16 protein-coding genes and 3 tRNA genes are annotated in these 18,822 nt (G+C 39.1%); 1 reads left to right on the plus strand and 18 read right to left on the minus strand.

Annotation, left to right across the window (positions count from 1 at the left end):
* Nucleotides 1-277: 277 nt before the first annotated feature.
* The 15 genes from ACLRYO_RS03395 to ACLRYO_RS03465 form a co-directional block, all read right to left on the minus strand.
* Nucleotides 278-353 (minus strand) — tRNA-Lys (locus ACLRYO_RS03395).
* A gap of 4 nt (nt 354-357) precedes the next feature.
* A tRNA-Gln gene (locus tag ACLRYO_RS03400) sits at nt 358-432 on the minus strand.
* 24 nt (nt 433-456) lie between these two features.
* Nucleotides 457-532 (minus strand) — tRNA-His (locus tag ACLRYO_RS03405).
* Nucleotides 533-750: 218 nt separating this feature from the next.
* Nucleotides 751-1,590 carry a polyamine aminopropyltransferase gene (gene speE / locus ACLRYO_RS03410; RefSeq protein WP_004695340.1) on the minus strand — a complete coding sequence of 280 codons (840 nt, stop codon included), beginning with the start codon at nt 1,588-1,590 and terminating at the stop codon, nt 751-753.
* An 83-nt stretch (nt 1,591-1,673) separates the two neighbouring features.
* Entirely contained in the window at nt 1,674-2,303 is a 630-nt protein-coding gene (locus ACLRYO_RS03415) for a hypothetical protein (protein ID WP_004695338.1), read from the minus strand.
* 4 nt (nt 2,304-2,307) lie between these two features.
* Nucleotides 2,308-2,742, minus strand: coding sequence for a peptidylprolyl isomerase (locus tag ACLRYO_RS03420; RefSeq protein WP_004695336.1), 435 nt, complete (start codon nt 2,740-2,742; stop codon nt 2,308-2,310).
* A complete protein-coding gene (locus tag ACLRYO_RS03425; protein WP_060919884.1) occupies nt 2,739-3,446 on the minus strand; it encodes a ThiF family adenylyltransferase in 708 nt (235 codons plus the stop codon). The genes ACLRYO_RS03420 and ACLRYO_RS03425 overlap by 4 nt, the downstream gene beginning before the upstream one ends.
* Nucleotides 3,446-3,820: a VOC family protein gene (locus ACLRYO_RS03430; RefSeq protein WP_004696890.1), complete on the minus strand. Its 375-nt coding sequence runs from the start codon at nt 3,818-3,820 to the stop codon at nt 3,446-3,448. Before ACLRYO_RS03430 ends, ACLRYO_RS03425 begins: the two co-directional genes overlap by 1 nt.
* A gap of 92 nt (nt 3,821-3,912) precedes the next feature.
* Complete coding sequence (locus ACLRYO_RS03435) at nt 3,913-6,996, minus strand: AAA family ATPase (protein WP_156696940.1); 3,084 nt, start codon at nt 6,994-6,996, stop codon at nt 3,913-3,915.
* On the minus strand, nt 6,997-8,229 hold the full coding sequence (locus ACLRYO_RS03440) for an exonuclease SbcCD subunit D (RefSeq protein ID WP_156696939.1): 1,233 nt from the start codon (nt 8,227-8,229) through the stop codon (nt 6,997-6,999). It lies immediately after the preceding gene.
* Nucleotides 8,230-8,494: 265 nt separating this feature from the next.
* The gene (locus tag ACLRYO_RS03445) at nt 8,495-9,331 is read right to left on the minus strand and encodes a deoxyribonuclease IV (protein WP_024061601.1); all 837 of its coding nucleotides are present in this window, start codon (nt 9,329-9,331) and stop codon (nt 8,495-8,497) included.
* Between the two features lie 193 nt (nt 9,332-9,524).
* Nucleotides 9,525-9,944, minus strand: coding sequence for a Fur family transcriptional regulator (locus ACLRYO_RS03450; protein WP_004695325.1), 420 nt, complete (start codon nt 9,942-9,944; stop codon nt 9,525-9,527).
* Between the two features lie 171 nt (nt 9,945-10,115).
* A complete protein-coding gene (locus ACLRYO_RS03455) occupies nt 10,116-11,663 on the minus strand; it encodes a DEAD/DEAH box helicase (RefSeq protein WP_024061602.1) in 1,548 nt (515 codons plus the stop codon).
* Nucleotides 11,664-11,760: 97 nt separating this feature from the next.
* Nucleotides 11,761-12,189, minus strand: coding sequence for a phosphatase (locus ACLRYO_RS03460; RefSeq protein WP_278457978.1), 429 nt, complete (start codon nt 12,187-12,189; stop codon nt 11,761-11,763).
* A 173-nt stretch (nt 12,190-12,362) separates the two neighbouring features.
* On the minus strand, nt 12,363-13,313 hold the full coding sequence (locus ACLRYO_RS03465) for a hypothetical protein (protein ID WP_278457979.1): 951 nt from the start codon (nt 13,311-13,313) through the stop codon (nt 12,363-12,365).
* A 305-nt stretch (nt 13,314-13,618) separates the two neighbouring features.
* Here ACLRYO_RS03465 and ACLRYO_RS03470 point away from each other — a divergent pair, with 305 nt between their 5' ends.
* A complete protein-coding gene (locus ACLRYO_RS03470) occupies nt 13,619-14,194 on the plus strand; it encodes a hypothetical protein (protein ID WP_278457980.1) in 576 nt (191 codons plus the stop codon).
* 63 nt (nt 14,195-14,257) lie between these two features.
* Here ACLRYO_RS03470 and ACLRYO_RS03475 read toward each other — a convergent pair whose 3' ends face one another.
* From ACLRYO_RS03475 to ACLRYO_RS03485, 3 genes are all read right to left on the minus strand, one after another.
* Complete coding sequence (locus ACLRYO_RS03475) at nt 14,258-15,742, minus strand: aldehyde dehydrogenase family protein (protein ID WP_278457981.1); 1,485 nt, start codon at nt 15,740-15,742, stop codon at nt 14,258-14,260.
* Between the two features lie 261 nt (nt 15,743-16,003).
* On the minus strand, nt 16,004-18,316 hold the full coding sequence (locus tag ACLRYO_RS03480) for a Tex family protein (protein ID WP_413084678.1): 2,313 nt from the start codon (nt 18,314-18,316) through the stop codon (nt 16,004-16,006).
* Complete coding sequence (locus ACLRYO_RS03485; RefSeq protein ID WP_077707591.1) at nt 18,313-18,807, minus strand: dihydrofolate reductase; 495 nt, start codon at nt 18,805-18,807, stop codon at nt 18,313-18,315. The genes ACLRYO_RS03480 and ACLRYO_RS03485 overlap by 4 nt, the downstream gene beginning before the upstream one ends.
* Nucleotides 18,808-18,822 lie beyond the last annotated feature (15 nt).

Raw genomic sequence — 18,822 nt, forward strand, 5'->3', positions numbered from 1 at the left:
GAATTATGGTTGGTTTTGACTTTGTCAAAACCCGCACTCTGGCATATGTTCAATCGTTTTGATTGATTACCTATCATTGTTCAGTTTTCAAAGATCTGTTACGTTAGTTCTGCGCCCTAACGACTTGTATAGTATATCAATCTAACCTTAAATCGTCAACCTCTTTTCCAAAGATTTTTTCAACCGATTTTTGATTAAATTTATACTCACAATCATAACCAAAATCTCTAAAAATAGAGATAGAAAACTCACAAACCGAAGTTTGTGAGTTTTAATTTGGTGACTCACCCGCGACTCGAACGCGGGACACCCTGATTAAAAGTCAGGTGCTCTGCCAACTGAGCTAGTGAGTCATGTTGGCAGGGGTGGCTGGGATCGAACCAGCGCATAACGGAGTCAAAGTCCGTTGCCTTACCACTTGGCGACACCCCTACAGTGATTACGATGTGTAGGTTATGGGGTGAGTAGTGGGGATCGAACCCACGCGTAACGGAGCCACAATCCGCCGTGTTAACCGCTTCACCATACCCACCACCTTGTAGGTATCGAAGACATTGTCTTCGTAACAAAGAGAATTATATCTTTTCTAGAGATTTGTGTCAACACCTTTTTCTCAATTTCATTAATTTTTACAAACGAAACTTTTAATTGTGTTATCTCTAATATAAGCCCTTTAATCCCCATATAAATAAGGAAGCACTATCGGAAACTTTCGTTTCACAAATGGTGCTTCCCCATTATACATATTATTTACTTAGTTGGCAAATAATTTTTTACAAAATTTGGCAATGCAAAAGCAGCTTTTTGAATATCTGCATTATAATACTTAGTTTCAAAGTTTTGTTCACGGTTTGGAGTCCATGTTAGAGGATCAAATGTTTTGGAACCCAATGTAAAACAATGCATTCCTGCAGGATAGATTGGAATAAAAGCTGTATATAAGCGAGCAATTGGGAAATGGCTATTAACGTAACCAAAAACTTTTTCCACTAATGGTTGATGTAACATCGGAGATTCTGTTTGTTGTACAAACAAGCCATCAGCTTTCAAAGCTTTTAATGTATTCTTATAGAATTCTTCTGTAAATAAGCCTTCACCAGGACCGATTGGATCGGAACAATCCACGATAATTACATCATAGTAATCTTCTGCTTCTGCCATGAAACCAATACCATCACCAATTTTTACAGTCAATTTAGGGTGGTTTTCAATCATAGCTTTAGCAATAGTTGGTAGATATTGTTTTGCCAACTCTACAACCTTACCATCGATTTCAACCATTGTTACTTCTTTTACACAATCATGACGTACACATTCTCTAGCTACGCCACCATCACCACCACCGATAATCAAAACGCGCTCAGGATTAGGATGTAAGAACAAAGGGATATGGCTCATCATTTCATGATAGATAAACTCTTCACGCTCAGATGTTTGGAACACGCCATCTAAAGCGAGCATCATACCATACTCTTTTGATTTAAAAACCTCAATTTTCTGGAACTCAGATTCCCCAGAGTAAAGCACTTCTTCCGCTTCAGCGCTTAGACGTAAGTGAGGTGTTTGTTCCTCAGTAATCCATTGACTCATGTAGTACCTCCTACTATTTATACTACAATACGCATCGCAAATCACTGCGATGCGTATGTATATTACTTTAATTGCTCTATTACTTACTCTTTGCGACTAATGTAACAGAATCCACCACCTAAAATAGTGTCTTTCATCCAATTCGCCAAAGAGAAATCACGAATTTCACCTTCATCAAAGATGCCACAGCGGATATCATCGCCGTCCATAAACATCTTGTGAATCGGAACCCAATGCCAGGTATAGAGAGCCTTCTCTTTTCCTTTATGACGATTTAAAAATGCTACAGGCACATCCTGTGCCAATGCATCATGTATAAACTGAGCTGCAGCCTCCACCTCTACGCGTGATGCACAGAACGGAGATACATTCAACATATGTACATCATAAGATAGGCTTTTATCCTCGAGTAAGCGAGTAAGACCACGTTCCATCCATTGAGTTTTATAAACACCACCACCAAAACGTGGCTTTACATATTTCCAAACTAAGTTCATCCGTTCTAAAGCAAGCGTTTGGTCGGATGTGGTTTCTAGATCTAATAAGCCATCCCTAAATAGCGAATAGCCCAATACTTGTGATGCCGATGTAGGCCCACAACCAGACAAGCGTTGCCACTCATCAGTGAACCACTCTTGGTCATACCCATATGATGTTTTACCATTTACATCGATATATAGCCATTCTGGATGTTTAATAGATACTTCATTCATGAGATTAACCTTCGATTACTTCTACAGTTTCCATGATAGCACCTTGTTGGATACCATCAACTACATCCATACCTTCAATGACTTTACCAAATACAGTATGTACACCATCTAAATGAGGTTGTGGCTCATATACAATAAAGAACTGACTACCACCAGTATTAGGGCCACGGTGAGCCATAGATAAAGCACCGCGCTCATGTTTATGCGGATTGCCAACTAATTCATCTTTAATTGTATAGCCAGGACCACCTGTACCGTTGCCATTAGGACAACCACCTTGTGCTACGAAACCAGGAATTACACGGTGAAAACGAAGGCCATTGTAGAAGCCTTTGTTAATCAAGTCGATAAAGTTTTGTACTGTGCCAGGCGCTTCTTTTTCAAATAATTCAATTACGATATCGCCGCCGTCAGCCATATGGATTTTCGCTTTTTTCATTGTTCAGGTACCTCCAAAATTGTACGCAACACATGTGCTGCTAATATAAAACCTGCCACTGGTGGCACAAAACTACATGTCCCAGGACTTGTGGCATCACCACGGAACTGTGGTTTTGTCGGTTTTTCAGTAGAAAATAAAACTAATTGTTTTTTTATACCCCGTTTTTTGAGTTCCCGACGCATAACGCGTGCCAAAGGACATGTATGAGACTTATTGATATCTGCAATCATAAGTTTTTCTGGGTAAAAGCGATTACCTCCGCCCATACAAGAAATAACAGGGATGCTTTCACGTTGACAAACCTCAATGATATTAAGTTTCGCCGTTACCATATCGATGGCGTCAATAACATAATCAACGTTCAAGCTTTGAATAAATCCAGGATAGATTTCCTCAGTATACATAATATCATGGGTTTCTATCACCACATCAGGATTAATGGAAAGAGCTCGCGCCTTTGCCACCTCTACCTTACGTGCCCCAATCGTATCATGAGTCGTAATCATTTGGCGGTTCAAATTGCTAGGCGCTACGGAGTCACCATCAATAATGACGATGCGCCCCACACCAGCTCGCACTAACGCCTCAAGGGCACCACCACCTACGCCACCGACACCAAAGAGTGCAATAGACGTGTCCTTTAATGTTTGGATTTTATTGGGACCAACCAACCACTCTAAACGAGTTAACATATATTCCATTAATATTTCCCCGTCGGAATGATTTCGGTCCAATATCCATCTGGATCCGCTATGAAATAAATGCCCATATCAGCATTTTCATAAGCAACAACGCCCATTTCTTTATGCTTTTTAAGAGCCGCTTCATAGTCATCTACATAGAATGCTAAGTGGAATTCATTATCCCCTAAATTATAAGGGCGATCCCAGTCACGCAACCATGTAAGTTCTAATTCATGTGCTGTATAAGGACTTTTTAAATACACGAGAGTGAAAGCACCGCTTGGGTCTTCCAAACGACGAGACTCCTCGAGCAATAACGCCTCTTTATAGAATGCTAGACTTTTATCAAGGTCTTTAACATTTATATTATTATGAGCAAACGAAAACTTCATAGAACCCCCTTCGTAAATACAGGATGTTTTTGTAGGAATTCTCCTCTTTTTATAGTAACACATTTGGCAAATCTATATCTAGTTAATGATATCTAGTTAATAACAAATTTTGCCGTACTACCATCGTCACCGCGAATAACTTCTAAATGAGCAGGTATGCGCGATTTTAACTCAGGTACATGGGAAATCATACCGATAAGGCGCCCAGAAGATTGCAATTGTACCAATGTTTCCATAGCTAGTTCCAATGTATCTGGGTCAAGCGTGCCAAAGCCTTCATCGATGAACATCGTATCCATATGGATACCACCAGCATAGCTTTGAATAACATCCGCTAATCCCAAGGCAAGCGCCATAGAGGCCAAGAATGTTTCGCCACCCGACAAGGTATTTGCCGGTCTAGATTGCCCCGTGAAAGCATCCATAACTGCCAAATCAAGGCCTTGCTTGCCACGACCACCACCTGTATAGTCAGATCTTTCCAAGGAATATCTGTTGCGACTCATCTTCTGAAGTCGTAAATTGGCTGCATATACGACCTCATCTAAGATAGCCCCCAATACATAACGCTCAAAGGTAACATTTTTAAAGCCTTGCTCCCCACCATTAGCGAGATCATTTAATCGGCTTAAGAACTTCACCTTTTCCCGAGCCTCGCCCATAGCAGTTTCAAGTGTTTCTAATGAGGTGAGCGTAGTTTCGATATGCTTTGTTTCTTTATCCCATGCCGCAAGATTACCTACTAGTGTATCTCGATGCGCTACTGCTGTAGCATAGATTTCATCGGAAACAGTCTCACTTGGCTTAACCACAGTTTCTGCTACCTTTAACGCTGCATCATATACAGCTTGTGCTTTATTAAAGGCTTCATCCAAAGCATGCAGCTGTGTTCTATAGGTCTCTATCTCTTTAATATCACGTAAAGCCTCTACAAAATCATCCTCTCCTAAAGAAATGGCTTGTAATGACTTTGTATAGTTCTCATACATCAAATTAAGATTTTTTGTTTCTTCTTTTACTTGAGAGGACAAAGTTTCTAAGCGTCCGCGTTTGGCATTCAACTGTTCTCGAGCAGCATCTAAATTAGTTTTACCAACTTTCACCTGCTCATCGTAAACCGTAATCTCACTATCTAACGACTCTAGCTGTTTTTGCCACGCAGCTATATCCGTGGTTGGTAAAGTTTTAGATAGAGCATCAATGTTAGCCTGTACTGAGCTAATCCGAATCTCTAGATCGTGTAGATTTTTAAGTAATTCATTATGGGCAAGCTCTAAAGTTGCTAACTTATCTCTAGCTACTTTTAACTTATGCTCCTTGTCAGCTATAGTTTTACTTAACAATTCAGTCTCACCACGTAAAGCTGTGAGTTGATCCATTTTAGCCAACAAATCCTGTTGAACAGATGCAAAGTTTTTCTCAGAAAAACCGTCCATAGATAACTTTAGCGTAGAAACTTGTGCCTCTACTTGCTTAGTTAACTCATCAAGACGAGTAACTAAGGTTTTCTGTTGTCCCACTTCGCTAGCTTGCTTTTGTAGTGCTACGTCACGGGCTTTACGAGCCTCTTCAATTTCATCCTTAGTCGGATAAATCTCTGGCTTCGCCGCTAACTGTGGATGATCTGTAGAGCCACAGACCGGACAAGGCTCATTAGCTACAACTAGATGAACTAGCTCAAAGGCACGCCCTTCTTGCATTAGATGCTCTAATCGTTCAAGATGTACCTTTACAACCTGCACTGTTTCACCTAAAGACGCTAACGTTTGACCTTTATCATCGATTTCTTTTTGTACCTTACTAATTTCCTCTATTAATTCAGAATATCTATGTAAATCATTTAGTTGCCCTTGAATAACAGTAATATTCTCTAAGGATTTGTTATTATCTTGTAACTGTTTACGCAAACTTCCTAAGTCGTTTTCTAAAGTTTTTACAAGCTCCCGTTGTTTAGCTAAGGCATCTTCGCTTTTTTTACTATCTAATTCTTCTAAACTACTATGCAGTGTAGAGAATTTCTTTTTCAATACATCTAACTCGTCAAACTTCTCTGCTTGTTGTTGAAATTGAGCTAAGGTAGTTCTCTTAGCTTGTATACTTTCAGATTGACCTTCTAAGCCACTGTAAACCTCTAAACATTTAGCCTCATGTTGAGTTGCTAGTTCCACATGTTTTTTCGCATCTGAAAGGGCCTGTTCTAAAGTTTTTAATATAGCTTGTTTCTCAATATATTGTTTATATAATTCATGAGTTGGTGCCAAAGAGTTAAGGAACTGGACCTTTTCGCTTAGATTTACACGCTCAGTTTCCCTTGCTTTCATGAGTTCAAGTTTCGAAGTAGCCTCAGCAAGAGATTGTTGAGCCTGATTATATAACGACCATTGATTTCGGAGCACATTAAACTGTTCTACCACGGTTACTGCCTCATCTCGATCTATAGCAAGAGCTTCTCGATGTGGGCCCCGATTTGCTAGTAACTCACGCACATGCTCAATGGTTACCATTGGAGTTGCTCCATCATGAGGGATGGACTGTATGAAGGCAGTTTGCTTTGTTAGATTTTCTTCAATACCTGCCTTTGCTTCATCATAGGCAGTCTTGAGTGCTTCTTGTAATTTCCTATATAGTTCCGTTCTAAAGAGTGTATGTAGTAATTCCTCACGTTCACTCGTAGAGGCCACTAGTAACTTTCGGAATTCCCCTTGAGGTAATAGCACAACTTGTAAGAACTGATCCTTGCGAAAGCCTATAATTTGCTGAATGGTATCGCGAATGGCGGCAGCCGAGGTGGCAATAACCTTCCACTCACCATCTTTCTTTTCATATACAGTAGCGCTAGCATTCTGCTCACGCATCCCTGTACCACGTTTCTTTGCTACCATCTGTTTCGGTAACCGTTCAACACGATATTGTGCATCGCCAATAGCAAAGGAGAAATCAACACGAGTCATTCGATGAGGTTCTGCAAAGTCACTGCGAATAGCATCTATTTTACGTACTTCCCCACTCGGCTCACCATACAAGGCATACACCATGGCATCTAAGATTGATGTTTTCCCTGCCCCTGTAGGGCCAGCGATGAGAAACATGGAATGGTCTTGGAGCTCGTTAAAGTCCAATGTGACCGAATCACGATACGGACCAAAGGCTTCTATAGTTAATGATATAGGCTTCATTTAGTCCTCCTTAAGAATTCGGTCCCATACAGAGTTGATATATTGCTGTTCTTGCTCTGTTAAAGGTTCCTTCCACACAGTTTCTGCAAATTGATTAAATAGATCCCGTTCATTTAATTCTTTGAAAATTGCCTCACCCATATCTGCTATAGGCCCTGCCATGCGACCAACTAGATCAATGGTCATACAACGATGATATACCTGGCGCAGTTTAGCCATTCCATCCATAATCGGCATCGTATCAAGTAAACGAGCTTGCACATAATCATCCCTATGTTTAGCCTGTAATACTTTATCATTTAACAGGTCTTCAAAATATCCTTCCAAAATGACTACATCTCGCTTCACCTCTACAGGAATTGTACTAATATCTACGGTCCCCTTTGTATCCATATCAATGATGGTGAAAGACTTCTTTTGCATATGTTCATCAAAGGAATACTTTAATGGAGAGCCACTATAGCGAATACAATCTGCACCCATTCGTTGAGACCCATGCAAATGTCCCAAGGCAGTATAGTGAAAATCTTTAAAGGCTTGAGGATTTACCTGTTCACTGCCACCTACAGACAAGGTACGCTCTGAGCCCCCTACTTCACCGCCCATAACAAAGGCATGGCTAATGGCGATACTGCGCATCCCCTTAGGCACTTGTTTATACAAGTAATTACTCCAAGCCTGATACATTTGGTCATAATTGTGCAGATTCAAAGCGCTTTCGCAATTTTGTTCATAACACGGTGTTACTATGTCAGCAATTTCAATATTGGCAGTTTCTGTATTAGTAGACTCTACATCAGCAAATAAAGCCTCCCCTATGCGCCGGGGTTCACTAAAAGGCATAGGACAAATTGCCACCTTGCCATCTGTCCCTTCAAATTCAAAAGGCTTCAACGCGTGATGAGGAGAGCCCCAAATATGGATACCCGATTGGCCCAACATAGAGCGCCCCACTTCAAGACGTTCTGCCCCATCGTGATTACCGCTCACCACAAAGAGAGGCACCTTGTAGTCCATAGCTAGACGAGTGATGATGGAGTCCCACAATTCGATAGCTTCAATGGGTGGCACCGCTCTATCAAAAATATCCCCTGCAAGCAATATGCCATCGATGTTTTCATCTTTCAAAATATTAAAAAACTGATGTTCCAACACATGAGCTTGGTCCCCTGTTAAGTACTGGCCATAAAAAATACGCCCTAAATGCCAATCGGCAGTATGTAAAAAACGCATTTTGTCCCCCTTTCCAGTTCTCCCTATACCTTACACAATGTATGTATTCAAATGCCAAAACGATCTCTTAGTCCCATAAGTTTATGGAAATTCAATAACTTTATATAACTTTATATAGCTTTATATAACTTTATATAGCTTTATATAGCTTTAATAGCTTTAACAGCTTTAATAGTTTTAATAACTTTATGAGTTTGCAATAACTAGTATAGCATCAGGTATTCTACATATTTATTATATAACTAAATTAACATCTGTATTTTAATTATTTATTTTCTACGATAGAGCGTAGCATAGCAATTTCCTTTGCGTAACCGTCCAATTCATTTGGTGTTTCCAAGTAGAATGGCAAGTTCGTCAATTTAGGATGTGTTACAACGCGAGCAATAGCATCGATACCAATATGTCCTTCCCCAATTTTTTCATGACGATCTTTATGGGCCCCCATAGGATTTTTAGAGTCATTCAAATGAATGGCTTTCAAACGATCAAGACCTACAATTCGATCGAACTCGTCAATAACGCCATCGAGATTATTTACGATATCATAACCCCCTTCGTGAATATGGCAAGTATCAACGCACACACCCATGTACTCTTTTAGTTTTACGCCATCGATGATGCGTGCAATTTCTTCAAAACGAGAGCCAATTTCTGTACCCTTACCAGCCATTACTTCCAAGAGGACTGTTGTCTTCATACCTGGAAATAAGATTTCATTCAAACACTCTACAATGTATTCAATACCTTGATCTACGCCTTGCTTCACATGGCTACCAGGGTGAAAGTTATACATTTGACCTGGCAAATATTCCATACGCTCTAAATCTTCCATCATAGATTGCTTCGCAAAAGCGCGTAAATCCTCTTTGGCGGCACATGGGTTATAAGTATACGGTGCATGGGCCAACAAGGTACCAAAGTTGTGTTCTTTCATATATACACTAAGGTTATTCATATCCTCAACATCGAGAGCTCGCATGCTACCACCGCGAGGGTTGCGCGTAAAGTATTGGAACGTATTTCCCCCAATTTTAGTCGCTTCCTTGCCCATATGTAAATAACCTTTGCTAATTGATAAGTGACTGCCTATTACAAACATAATACTCCTCTATATATGACTATACGATTTCTACAATTTTATAATTATAAAACGCCTAACTCTAATATCTATTGTATTATGCTTATAGCTATTTTTGTTACTATAGCTATTCTATAACACTAATAGATAAAGATATATGATAACTAATATAACCCCTGCCGTGAAGGAGCCCTTCAACAACAGGGGTTATCTATTAATGACTTTCTTTTTTTGCACACTCAGGGCAAACACCTTCAAAGGTAATATGTTGACCTGTGATTTGATATTCACTACCTTGATCAGCAATCGTTTTGATAGCTTTCAAATCAATGCCCATCATATCCTCTACCTTATTACAACGAATGCAACGGATATGGGAATGAGCTTGTGTGTCCCAGTCGTAATGAGCGCGCTCATCACCAACTTCTAGAATTTTAACAAGACCGATTTTTTCAAAAATCTCCATCGTCTTGTACACTGTAGCCAAGCTCATGCTTGGATGTTCTGGGCGCAACGTATGATACAACATCTCTGCTGTTGGATGATCATGATGACCACGCAAAGCATCATAAATCGCAATACGTTGTGGGGTTACTTTAAACCCCTGACTACGCAAAATTTGTGCGATATCCATAATAATCTACCTTTCTCCACTTGGAAATCTATAAGGCATAGGCCATTATCGACCGTTTACAAGAAATAATTATTATTTATTATATCAAAATTCTCAACACTTATCAAGATAAATAGTATTAACTATTAAGTAATAAAAAATGTGGATTGCCCAGAAGCAATCCACATCCTATTAGTCTTTAAAGTAAGGCTTAAAACCTTCACTTTGATGGCGAGTTTTTTTCTCTCCACGCGGACGATCAGATTTACGATCATCTCTGCGACGGTCACCTTTACGGTCATTGCGACGATCACTTCTACGATCATCGCGACTGCGACGTGGGCGGTCATCTCGACGACGATCACCATCACGACGGCGACGATCACTACGACCACTTTCACGACGACGGCGTACACGCAATGGTTTTTCTTCTGTAATATTTACAGGAGTAGTATCTGGTTCTTTTGTTAACAATTTAAGAGCTGCCGCCAAAAGTGTTACGGAATCTGTATCATTCAACAATTCCTCAGCACTAGATTTGAAAGGCGCCAAGGCTTCTAGATTATCTGTCATTTCAACGAGGCTTTCAATTGCCAAACGTTGTTGACCTTCAAGAACTTCACCTAATGAAGGTGCACGACGACGTGCAATTTTACGTTTTGTTAAACGCTCGATAGCATGTAAATGCTCCATTTCACGAGGGATAACGAACGTGAAAGCTTGACCTGCTTTACCGGCACGACCTGTACGACCTACGCGGTGTGTGTAGCTTTCAGGATCTTGAGGCATATCATAATTATATACGTGAGATACGCCAGAAATATCAAGACCACGAGCTGCCACATCTGTAGCCACGAGAATATCAATGGTACCTTCGCGGAATTGGCGAATTACGCTGTCCCGTTTTTGTTGAGACAAATCGCCATGGATGCCTTCCGCCATGTAACCACGTTTCTTAAGACCTTCTGTCACTTCATCAACACGACGTTTCGTACGCGTGAAAATAATAGCAAGTTCAGGTGTTTGGATATCAAACAAACGACAAAGAACATCGAATTTTTGACGGTCTTGCACTTCGATATAGTATTGTTCGATCAAGTCCATCGTAACTTGAGTCGGTTTCATGCGAATCAATGTTGGCTCTGTCAAATATGTTTCAGCTAATTGTTGGATAGCTTTAGGCATCGTAGCAGAGAACAACAATGTTTGATGGTCTTCTGGGATAGCACCCAAGATTTTATTGATATCATCAACAAAGCCCATATTTAACATTTCGTCGGCTTCGTCCAATACCACAACTTTCACATGGTCAAATTTAATAGAACCACGATCCATATGATCCATCAATCGGCCAGGAGTGGCAACGATGATTTGAGGGTTCTTTTTCAAGGCACGGAACTGACGATTAATATCTTGACCACCGTAGATTGGTAGTGCTGTGATATTCGTGTACTGAGCCATTTTGTTAAGCTCTTCAGCTACTTGAATAGCTAATTCTCGTGTAGGGGATAAAATAACTACTTGAACGTGACGCTCATTCCCGTCTACGCGTTCCAATACAGGCAAGCCAAATGCTGCTGTCTTACCAGTACCTGTTTGAGCTTGACCGATCATGTCCTTACCGCTCATGGCAACTGGGATAGCTTCCTGTTGAATTGGCGTAGGCTCTTCAAAGCCCATATCGTTTAACGCTCTTAGAACAGGTTCGCTAATCATTAATTGTTCAAATTTTTCTAACATCTAAATGTGTTTCCTCCTATCGCGCACGAACTATGCGCATTTAAGTAGTATATCATATTTCGAGGGCGAGCGCTATAAAAGTAATTCTGAATCTAAGCTAAATAGGATTTCTTTTCCCCTTAAAATGTTCAATCAACACAATTCCACCTGATACACATAACAAAACAAGATATGACAAATAAATAGGCATATACAAGCATTCAACAAGAACAACCCATATAATTAATAGTAATTTAGAAATCCATTTTGTTGTTATTCTATCCGCTATCATAAATATAGATAAATTGATAATTACTTTAATAATTATCGCAGAGATAATAACTACTGACGTAAATTCTTCTCTATAATCTGTCAATTCATATAAGGGATATAATAAATAACTTAATAAAACGCTAAGTATTATTAAAAACCAAATATTGAGTCCCTTTAAAAGTTTAGATTTACTATAGTAAAATACGCCAACCAAAAGAAAAAGCAAAACACTAAGCAATATTCCTATAATTAATAGATAATCAAAATGAATCATAGTTTATCCTGTCCTTTGACCATTTTCTAAATAGAAATTCTTGTAAATCATTTATGTTTAACATTTTACTTATTTGAAACAGATCCATGAAATGCTCCTCAACTATACTTTACGGATAAGTTTATTACGCATTACTTTCATTCAGTACATATACGCTTCACTATGTATGTATTCTATTTACTTAAGTATTGCTGTAGGGTTTGATTTTCTAACGGCCCTAATTGTAAAGCCTTTCGATTTTTAATCGCATCAATGGTTAATGCTTCAAAGGTAATTTTATCAAAATCAGAAAACTCGTTAAAGGAATTAAACACGATGAATCGTTGATTTAGTAAATTAGTTAATACCTCTATGTCTTTCGTTCTTACTTTATTTAACTCATTTCGTGCATAAGATTCATATCTCTCATCACCTGCATTATTCTTGCTAAACCGACCTATATCAAGATTATCAGAATAATAGCTATATATAGCCTTCTGATAGAAATCAATTTTAGTCAATTTCCCGAATTCAAAGTTATAATAAGCATTATTTCTTAAAATATGCTCACATCCATACTCACCAATAATAGTCCCTGTAGAAAGATCTACTATATCATTATGCTTAATCAAGTCTTCCTTTCTATACGATACATAGAAAGGTAACTTTATAGTATATCCAGCGTTTGGACCTGTATATCGTTTCTCACTATCATAAAAGATCTCATGCCATATATCTCTATCACTTTCATCAAGACTAGAAATATTAGGGTATAACTGATCAAGACTTACATTAAATTGTGTTTCTTTAGAATCTATCCGAGGAATGAAAGTATTATATTTATTAAGATTTTTATTCCAAGCATCTAGTAAACTTACATTTTCATCAAAAATACCAATACCGTCTAACGTTATGTAATAAAGTTTATTATCCACCTCATGAACAGCAACTACATTATCAGCAATCTTACGGTTTTCATTGCCATAATATAATCCACTCTCTTTAAGATCACTTAAATAAATCAAACTATTTTTAAAGTCACCACTTGCCAAGAAATATATCAATACTCCCAATATGAGTATATAAAGCACTACTATTATGCCAACAATATATCCAATCCATTTAATTACTCTCTTTAAATTCATAATAGCCCTCTATAAATAACACGATTTTATATGGCTACAATTATAACATACACTATACTTTTACATATAATAGACTATTGTTAAGTACAAAAAAGACACCTCTTTCGGGCTACTTCTTTATTATGATTTATTGAGAGGTGTGTGGTATTAAATCAGCTATATGAGTAAACATTTAATTTAGATATAATATAATTAAAATAATGTACTCCAAAATGTACTCCAAAATTCCGCCAATAAATTAAACAATACCTGTTAAGCAATTACGATTTACTAAACTTCCTAAAGTAGTATAAAAGGAATATACAATGAAATCTTTTACCCTAAAACGATTTATATTATTACCACTGATTATACTATCCCTCATACTAACAACGGGTTGTCATCTTCTCTCACATTATAGTAAAGATGAAGTACAACAATATATAAATGAGGATTATCCTAATCTAACATATCACTTGGAATCTCATAGGAACAATAGATGGCAAGTCACCTTTGACAAATATCCACAAATGCCCATTGAAATATCTGAAGCCTTGCATACCTCTGCACCTGTTGTACCACAAGTTGATCGAATGTTGATAACCAACATTCCGCTGATAACTGCATTCCCATTAATGAAAAACTATCTAACATCAGAGGAGTTATCCTATGGAACATATGATACATCTTCTTTGTATATTGAAATGCCTATCCCCTATTCGGCTATACAAAATCAAGATGTAATAAACTTTTACAATCGTATGGATCAATTCTGCAAAGAATATGCTGCAACATATCCAGATTTCAAAGAAGATATATATATTAGAGTTATTATAAAACCTTCTGATGGTTCTGATGCACCAAAAGAGTATAGAAAAATATTCCGTCTATCTCAATATTAGTAAAAGAGGCACCTCATTCGAGGTGCCCCTTTATTATAGTTCATCGGAGAAGTTTATATGTTATTAATCTAAATCGTAAAAACCAGATGGTTTATCGCTCAAGTTTACGATGATGTTTTTCATTTGAGTGTAGTGCTCAAGGATAACTTTATGAGTTTCACGTCCGATACCGGATTGTTTATAACCGCCAAATGGAGCGCCTGCAGGGATAGAGTTATATGTATTTACCCACATACGACCTGTTTCGATACCGCGAGCTACGCGGATAGCACGGTTGATGTTTTGAGTAAATACGCCACCGCCAAGGCCGTATAAGCTGTCATTTGCTTGTTCTATAACTTCTTCTTCGCTGTGGAATTTGATGACAACGGCTACAGGACCAAAGATTTCTTCGCGAGCTACGCGCATATCATTTGTAGCATCTGCGATTAGTGTAGGTCTTACAAAGCAACCTTTACCAAGTTCACCATCAGTAACACGCACACCACCGGCTACAATGCGAGCACCTTCTTCTTTTGCAAGGTCTACATAGCTAAGTACTTTTTCAACTTGTGCTTCGTAAATCAAAGAACCAAGTTGAGTGGATGGATCCCAAGGCAAACCAACTTTCACCTTATCAAATAGTGCAGCTAGTTCAGCTACGAATTTATCGTAAATTGTATCTTGTACGAAGATACGGGAACCTGCACAGCATACTTGGCCTTGGTTGAAGAGGATGCCGAGCATTGCCCCATCAAGAGCTTGTTTCCAGTTCGCATCTTCAAAGAAGATATTCGCAGATTTACCACCTAATTCCAATGTGGCAGGAATCAAGCGTTCAGATGCTGCTTTATATACATCTAGACCTACCTCTGTAGATCCTGTGAAAGCAAGTTTGCTAAAACCAGGATGATCAAGGATATATTGACCGGATTTAGAACCTTTACCTGTTACGATATTTACAACGCCTGGAGGCAAGATTTCTTTCAAAATGTCGCCTAGTTCCAAAAGGCTAAGAGATGTATGGCTAGAAGGTTTGATTACAACTGTACAACCTGCTGCAAGAGCTGGCGCCAATTTCCAAGCGGCCATTAGGAATGGGAAGTTCCAAGGTACTACCTGGCCTACAACCCCAATTGGTTCACGAACGATAAGGCTCAATGTATTTTCGTCAAATACTTGTGCAGAGCCTTCTTCGGAACGAAGCACGCCTGCAAAGTAACGGAAATGGTCCGCCCCAAGTGGAATATCCACGTTCAATGTTTCACGGATTGGCTTACCATTGTCGTATGTTTCAACTTGTGCCAAATGTTCTTTGTGAGCATCGATAGCATCCGCAATTTTCAATAAATAGTCAGCACGTTCTACTTGAGAAACGTTTTTCCACGTTTTGAAAGCTTCTGTTGCAGCCTCTACAGCTTTATCAACATCGCCATATGTAGCCTCTGCACAGATAGCGAGTTGTTCGCCATTAGCAGGGTTATATACATTGAATTCAGCACCGTCAGATGCCTTTACCCATTCATTATTAATTAAAAGTCCATATCTTTCTTTAAGGTTCAAGCTCATTGCATTACCTCCTCTTTAGGAATATGATTTAGGAATTTCCCCTCTGTGATTACATCATACTCCTTATATCTAAAATTTTCAATTAGATATACCATTTTCGATATATCTGTTCTGCATTAATATGCATAGATTTTAGTTATATAGAAAAACCGCACCCTCTAAAACCATAGAGGGTGCGGTTTTTCGTATAATGACTTTTAGTCAAGAATGAGTTTCATTTAAAATCTATTAATATAGATTAACTAGCCTTCTAAGAAATTATCAGTTTCGACGATTCCCATTATTACGAGAGCCATTATTGTGATTATCATTTTGACGTCCGCCATTATTACGGTTGTTATTTCGGTTATCATTATTTCGACGCTGACCGTTGTTATTTCTATTATGGTTATTATCGTTATTCTTCGACTTTTCCGGTTGCAATGCTTTTACAGATAAACCGATACGATTGCGTTTTACATCAACAGAAATAATTTGCGCTTCGATAATATCACCTACCGCAAGTACATCAGATGGATGTTGACGGCTATTGCAAAGCTCGCTGCGATGTAATAGACCATTCGTTTTAAGCCCAAAGTCTACAAAAGCTCCGAAATCAACTACGTTATGAACAGTACCTTTTACAACGGTACCGACCTTGATATCTTCAAGGCTCACTACGTGTTTTCTGGTCAATGGAGCCGGTAAATCTTCCCGAGGGTCGCGACCTGGTTTAGCAAGAGCCGCCAAGATATCCCGAACAGTCGGCACGCCCGCATCAAGCTTGGCAGCCATTTTATCGGCATCCACAAGAGGTAATTTTACTTGCAATGCTTCTAATTGAGATTTATCTTGTAAATCTTTTAAGGTAAAGCCTAATTCACCAATGATGCGCTCTGCCAATTCATAAGACTCTGGATGAACGGATGTATTATCGAGTGGATTTTTACCGTGTTGTAAGCGCAAGAAACCAGCACATTGTGTAAAGGCTGCAGGGCCTAAACGAGGCACTTTTAACAATTCCTTACGGCTTTTAAACACACCATTCTCTTGACGGTATGCAACAATATTTTTAGCCACCGCACTAGAAATACCAGCAACATGCTGCAAGATAGCTGGAGATGCAGTATTTAGCTCTACTCCAACGTGATTTACTACAGTTTCAACTACTTGATCCAAGGTATGAGTCAATTGTTTTTGGTTTACGTCATGTTGATATTGACCTACGCCAATAGATTTAGGATCGATTTTAACAGATTCAGCCAATGGGTCTTGCACACGGCGTGCAATAGATACAGCACCTCGAATAGTTACATCTAAATCTGGTAACTCATCGATAGCTAATTTAGATGCAGAGTATACAGATGCGCCTGCTTCATTAGTAATGATATAGTGGCAATCTAATTTTTCCTCTTCAATCATAGTAGACGCAAATTGCTCTGTTTCATAGGATGCAGTACCATTACCGATAGATAAAAGAGTAACCTTAAACTTACGGATTTTATCAGCCAATACCTTTTGAGCTTCCTTGCGAAGCTTTTCACTATTTGTTAAATAGTACGCACCGTAATCGAGCACATTGCCTTGTTGATCGATAATCGCCATTTTACAGCCAGTACGGTAACCAGGGTCAAGGCCCATGATAACATGTCCGGCCAATGGTGGTTGTAACAATAGATTTTTGAGATTTACACCAAACACCTTGATAGCTTGCTCATCGGCTTTTTCCGTCAATTCATTGCGGATTTCACGCTCTAAAGCTGGGAAAATAAGACGTTTGTACGCATCAGCTACAGCAGCCGCTTTATACTCTGCGAAGATAGACTTCGGATTTTTCTCTAACTTTTGTAACATATAAGCAACATAGGTGTCACCTGGTACAGTTAGAGCTAATTTCAAAGCACCTAATTTTTCGCCGCGATTAACCGCCAAAATACGATGGGACGACATTTGACGTACAGGCTCAGCATATTCAGCGTATTGCAAGAATTGTTGTTGTTCTTCCTCTTCACCGCTCAATTCAGCTTGAATAAAGCCTTCATTCCACATCTTCTTACGCAAGTACGCCCGGAAGTCTGCACTATCACTGACGATTTCCGCTACAATATCAGAAGCACCTTGTATGGCATCCTCTGGCATAGGAACCTCTTCTGTTATGTATTCTTTTGCAATCTCTAACGGATCTCCAGAGGTAACCGTATCGTTGATAATCATATCAGCCAATGGTTCTAAACCACGTTCGCGGGCAATCATAGCACGCGTACGTTTCTTTGGACGATATGGCAAGTACAGGTCTTCTAACTCTTGTAGCTTTGTAGCAGCTTCCAAAGACTTCATCAACTCGTCTGTCATCTTTTCTTGCTCTGTAATAGAAGCAATGATTTCTTGGCGACGTGTTTCTAAGTTGCGCAAGTATTTAATGCGTTCTTCAATGGTGCGCAATTGCTCATCTTGCAATTCGCCCGTTACCTCTTTACGATACCGCGCAATAAATGGCACCGTATTGCCTTCGTCCAACAATTCTACGGCAGCTTGCACCTGCTTTGGCTTAACATTTAATTCACTGCCAATAATGGCAAACATTCTTTCACTCATTTAGATGCCTTTCTGCGATAGGTTACAAAACGATGAGGATATTTGTTCTTTTCATCCACCGCGCCATCTACTACGGATTCGATGGTGAAAGCATCCTCTGAGAATTCAGGGAAAAATGCATCCCCATCAAATTCGTGGTCCACTTCAGTGATATACATAGTATCTACATAAGGTAGAAAAGCTTCGTATACTTGAGCGCCACCAATAACGTAGGCCCCATCAAGAGCACGTGCTGCTTCAGCAGCCGCCTCAGGGTTATGGAAAATCTTAACACCTTCTGGTGCATCAAAGCCTTTATCACGAGTAATTACCCAATGCTCACGATTTGGCAACAAAAACGGTAAGCTTTCAAAGGTCTTACGGCCCATGATAATAACATGTCCTATTGTTTTTTCCTTAAAGAATTTCAAATCATTTGGCAAATGCCAAATCAAAGTATTATCTTTACCGATTACACGATTATGTGCTACGGCTACGATTAATGCTAACATACTGCCCTCTTTCGG

Origin of the sequence: Veillonella parvula, from assembly GCF_047241225.1 — a bacterium.
Taxonomy (GTDB): domain Bacteria; phylum Bacillota; class Negativicutes; order Veillonellales; family Veillonellaceae; genus Veillonella; species Veillonella parvula_O.

Bases quoted from the DNA above. Each gene is read 5' to 3' on its own strand.
- speE (WP_004695340.1), bottom strand. From the start codon at position 1,590: ATGAGTCAATGGATTACTGAGGAACAAACACCTCACTTACGTCTAAGC.
- ACLRYO_RS03415 (WP_004695338.1), bottom strand. From the start codon at position 2,303: ATGAATGAAGTATCTATTAAACATCCAGAATGGCTATATATCGATGTA.
- ACLRYO_RS03420 (WP_004695336.1), bottom strand. From the start codon at position 2,742: ATGAAAAAAGCGAAAATCCATATGGCTGACGGCGGCGATATCGTAATT.
- ACLRYO_RS03425 (WP_060919884.1), bottom strand. From the start codon at position 3,446: ATGGAATATATGTTAACTCGTTTAGAGTGGTTGGTTGGTCCCAATAAA.
- ACLRYO_RS03430 (WP_004696890.1), bottom strand. From the start codon at position 3,820: ATGAAGTTTTCGTTTGCTCATAATAATATAAATGTTAAAGACCTTGAT.
- ACLRYO_RS03435 (WP_156696940.1), bottom strand. From the start codon at position 6,996: ATGAAGCCTATATCATTAACTATAGAAGCCTTTGGTCCGTATCGTGAT.
- ACLRYO_RS03440 (WP_156696939.1), bottom strand. From the start codon at position 8,229: ATGCGTTTTTTACATACTGCCGATTGGCATTTAGGGCGTATTTTTTAT.
- ACLRYO_RS03445 (WP_024061601.1), bottom strand. From the start codon at position 9,331: ATGTTTGTAATAGGCAGTCACTTATCAATTAGCAAAGGTTATTTACAT.
- ACLRYO_RS03450 (WP_004695325.1), bottom strand. From the start codon at position 9,944: ATGGATATCGCACAAATTTTGCGTAGTCAGGGGTTTAAAGTAACCCCA.
- ACLRYO_RS03455 (WP_024061602.1), bottom strand. From the start codon at position 11,663: ATGTTAGAAAAATTTGAACAATTAATGATTAGCGAACCTGTTCTAAGA.
- ACLRYO_RS03460 (WP_278457978.1), bottom strand. From the start codon at position 12,189: ATGATTCATTTTGATTATCTATTAATTATAGGAATATTGCTTAGTGTT.
- ACLRYO_RS03465 (WP_278457979.1), bottom strand. From the start codon at position 13,313: ATGAATTTAAAGAGAGTAATTAAATGGATTGGATATATTGTTGGCATA.
- ACLRYO_RS03470 (WP_278457980.1), top strand. From the start codon at position 13,619: ATGAAATCTTTTACCCTAAAACGATTTATATTATTACCACTGATTATA.
- ACLRYO_RS03475 (WP_278457981.1), bottom strand. From the start codon at position 15,742: ATGAGCTTGAACCTTAAAGAAAGATATGGACTTTTAATTAATAATGAA.
- ACLRYO_RS03480 (WP_413084678.1), bottom strand. From the start codon at position 18,316: ATGAGTGAAAGAATGTTTGCCATTATTGGCAGTGAATTAAATGTTAAG.
- ACLRYO_RS03485 (WP_077707591.1), bottom strand. From the start codon at position 18,807: ATGTTAGCATTAATCGTAGCCGTAGCACATAATCGTGTAATCGGTAAA.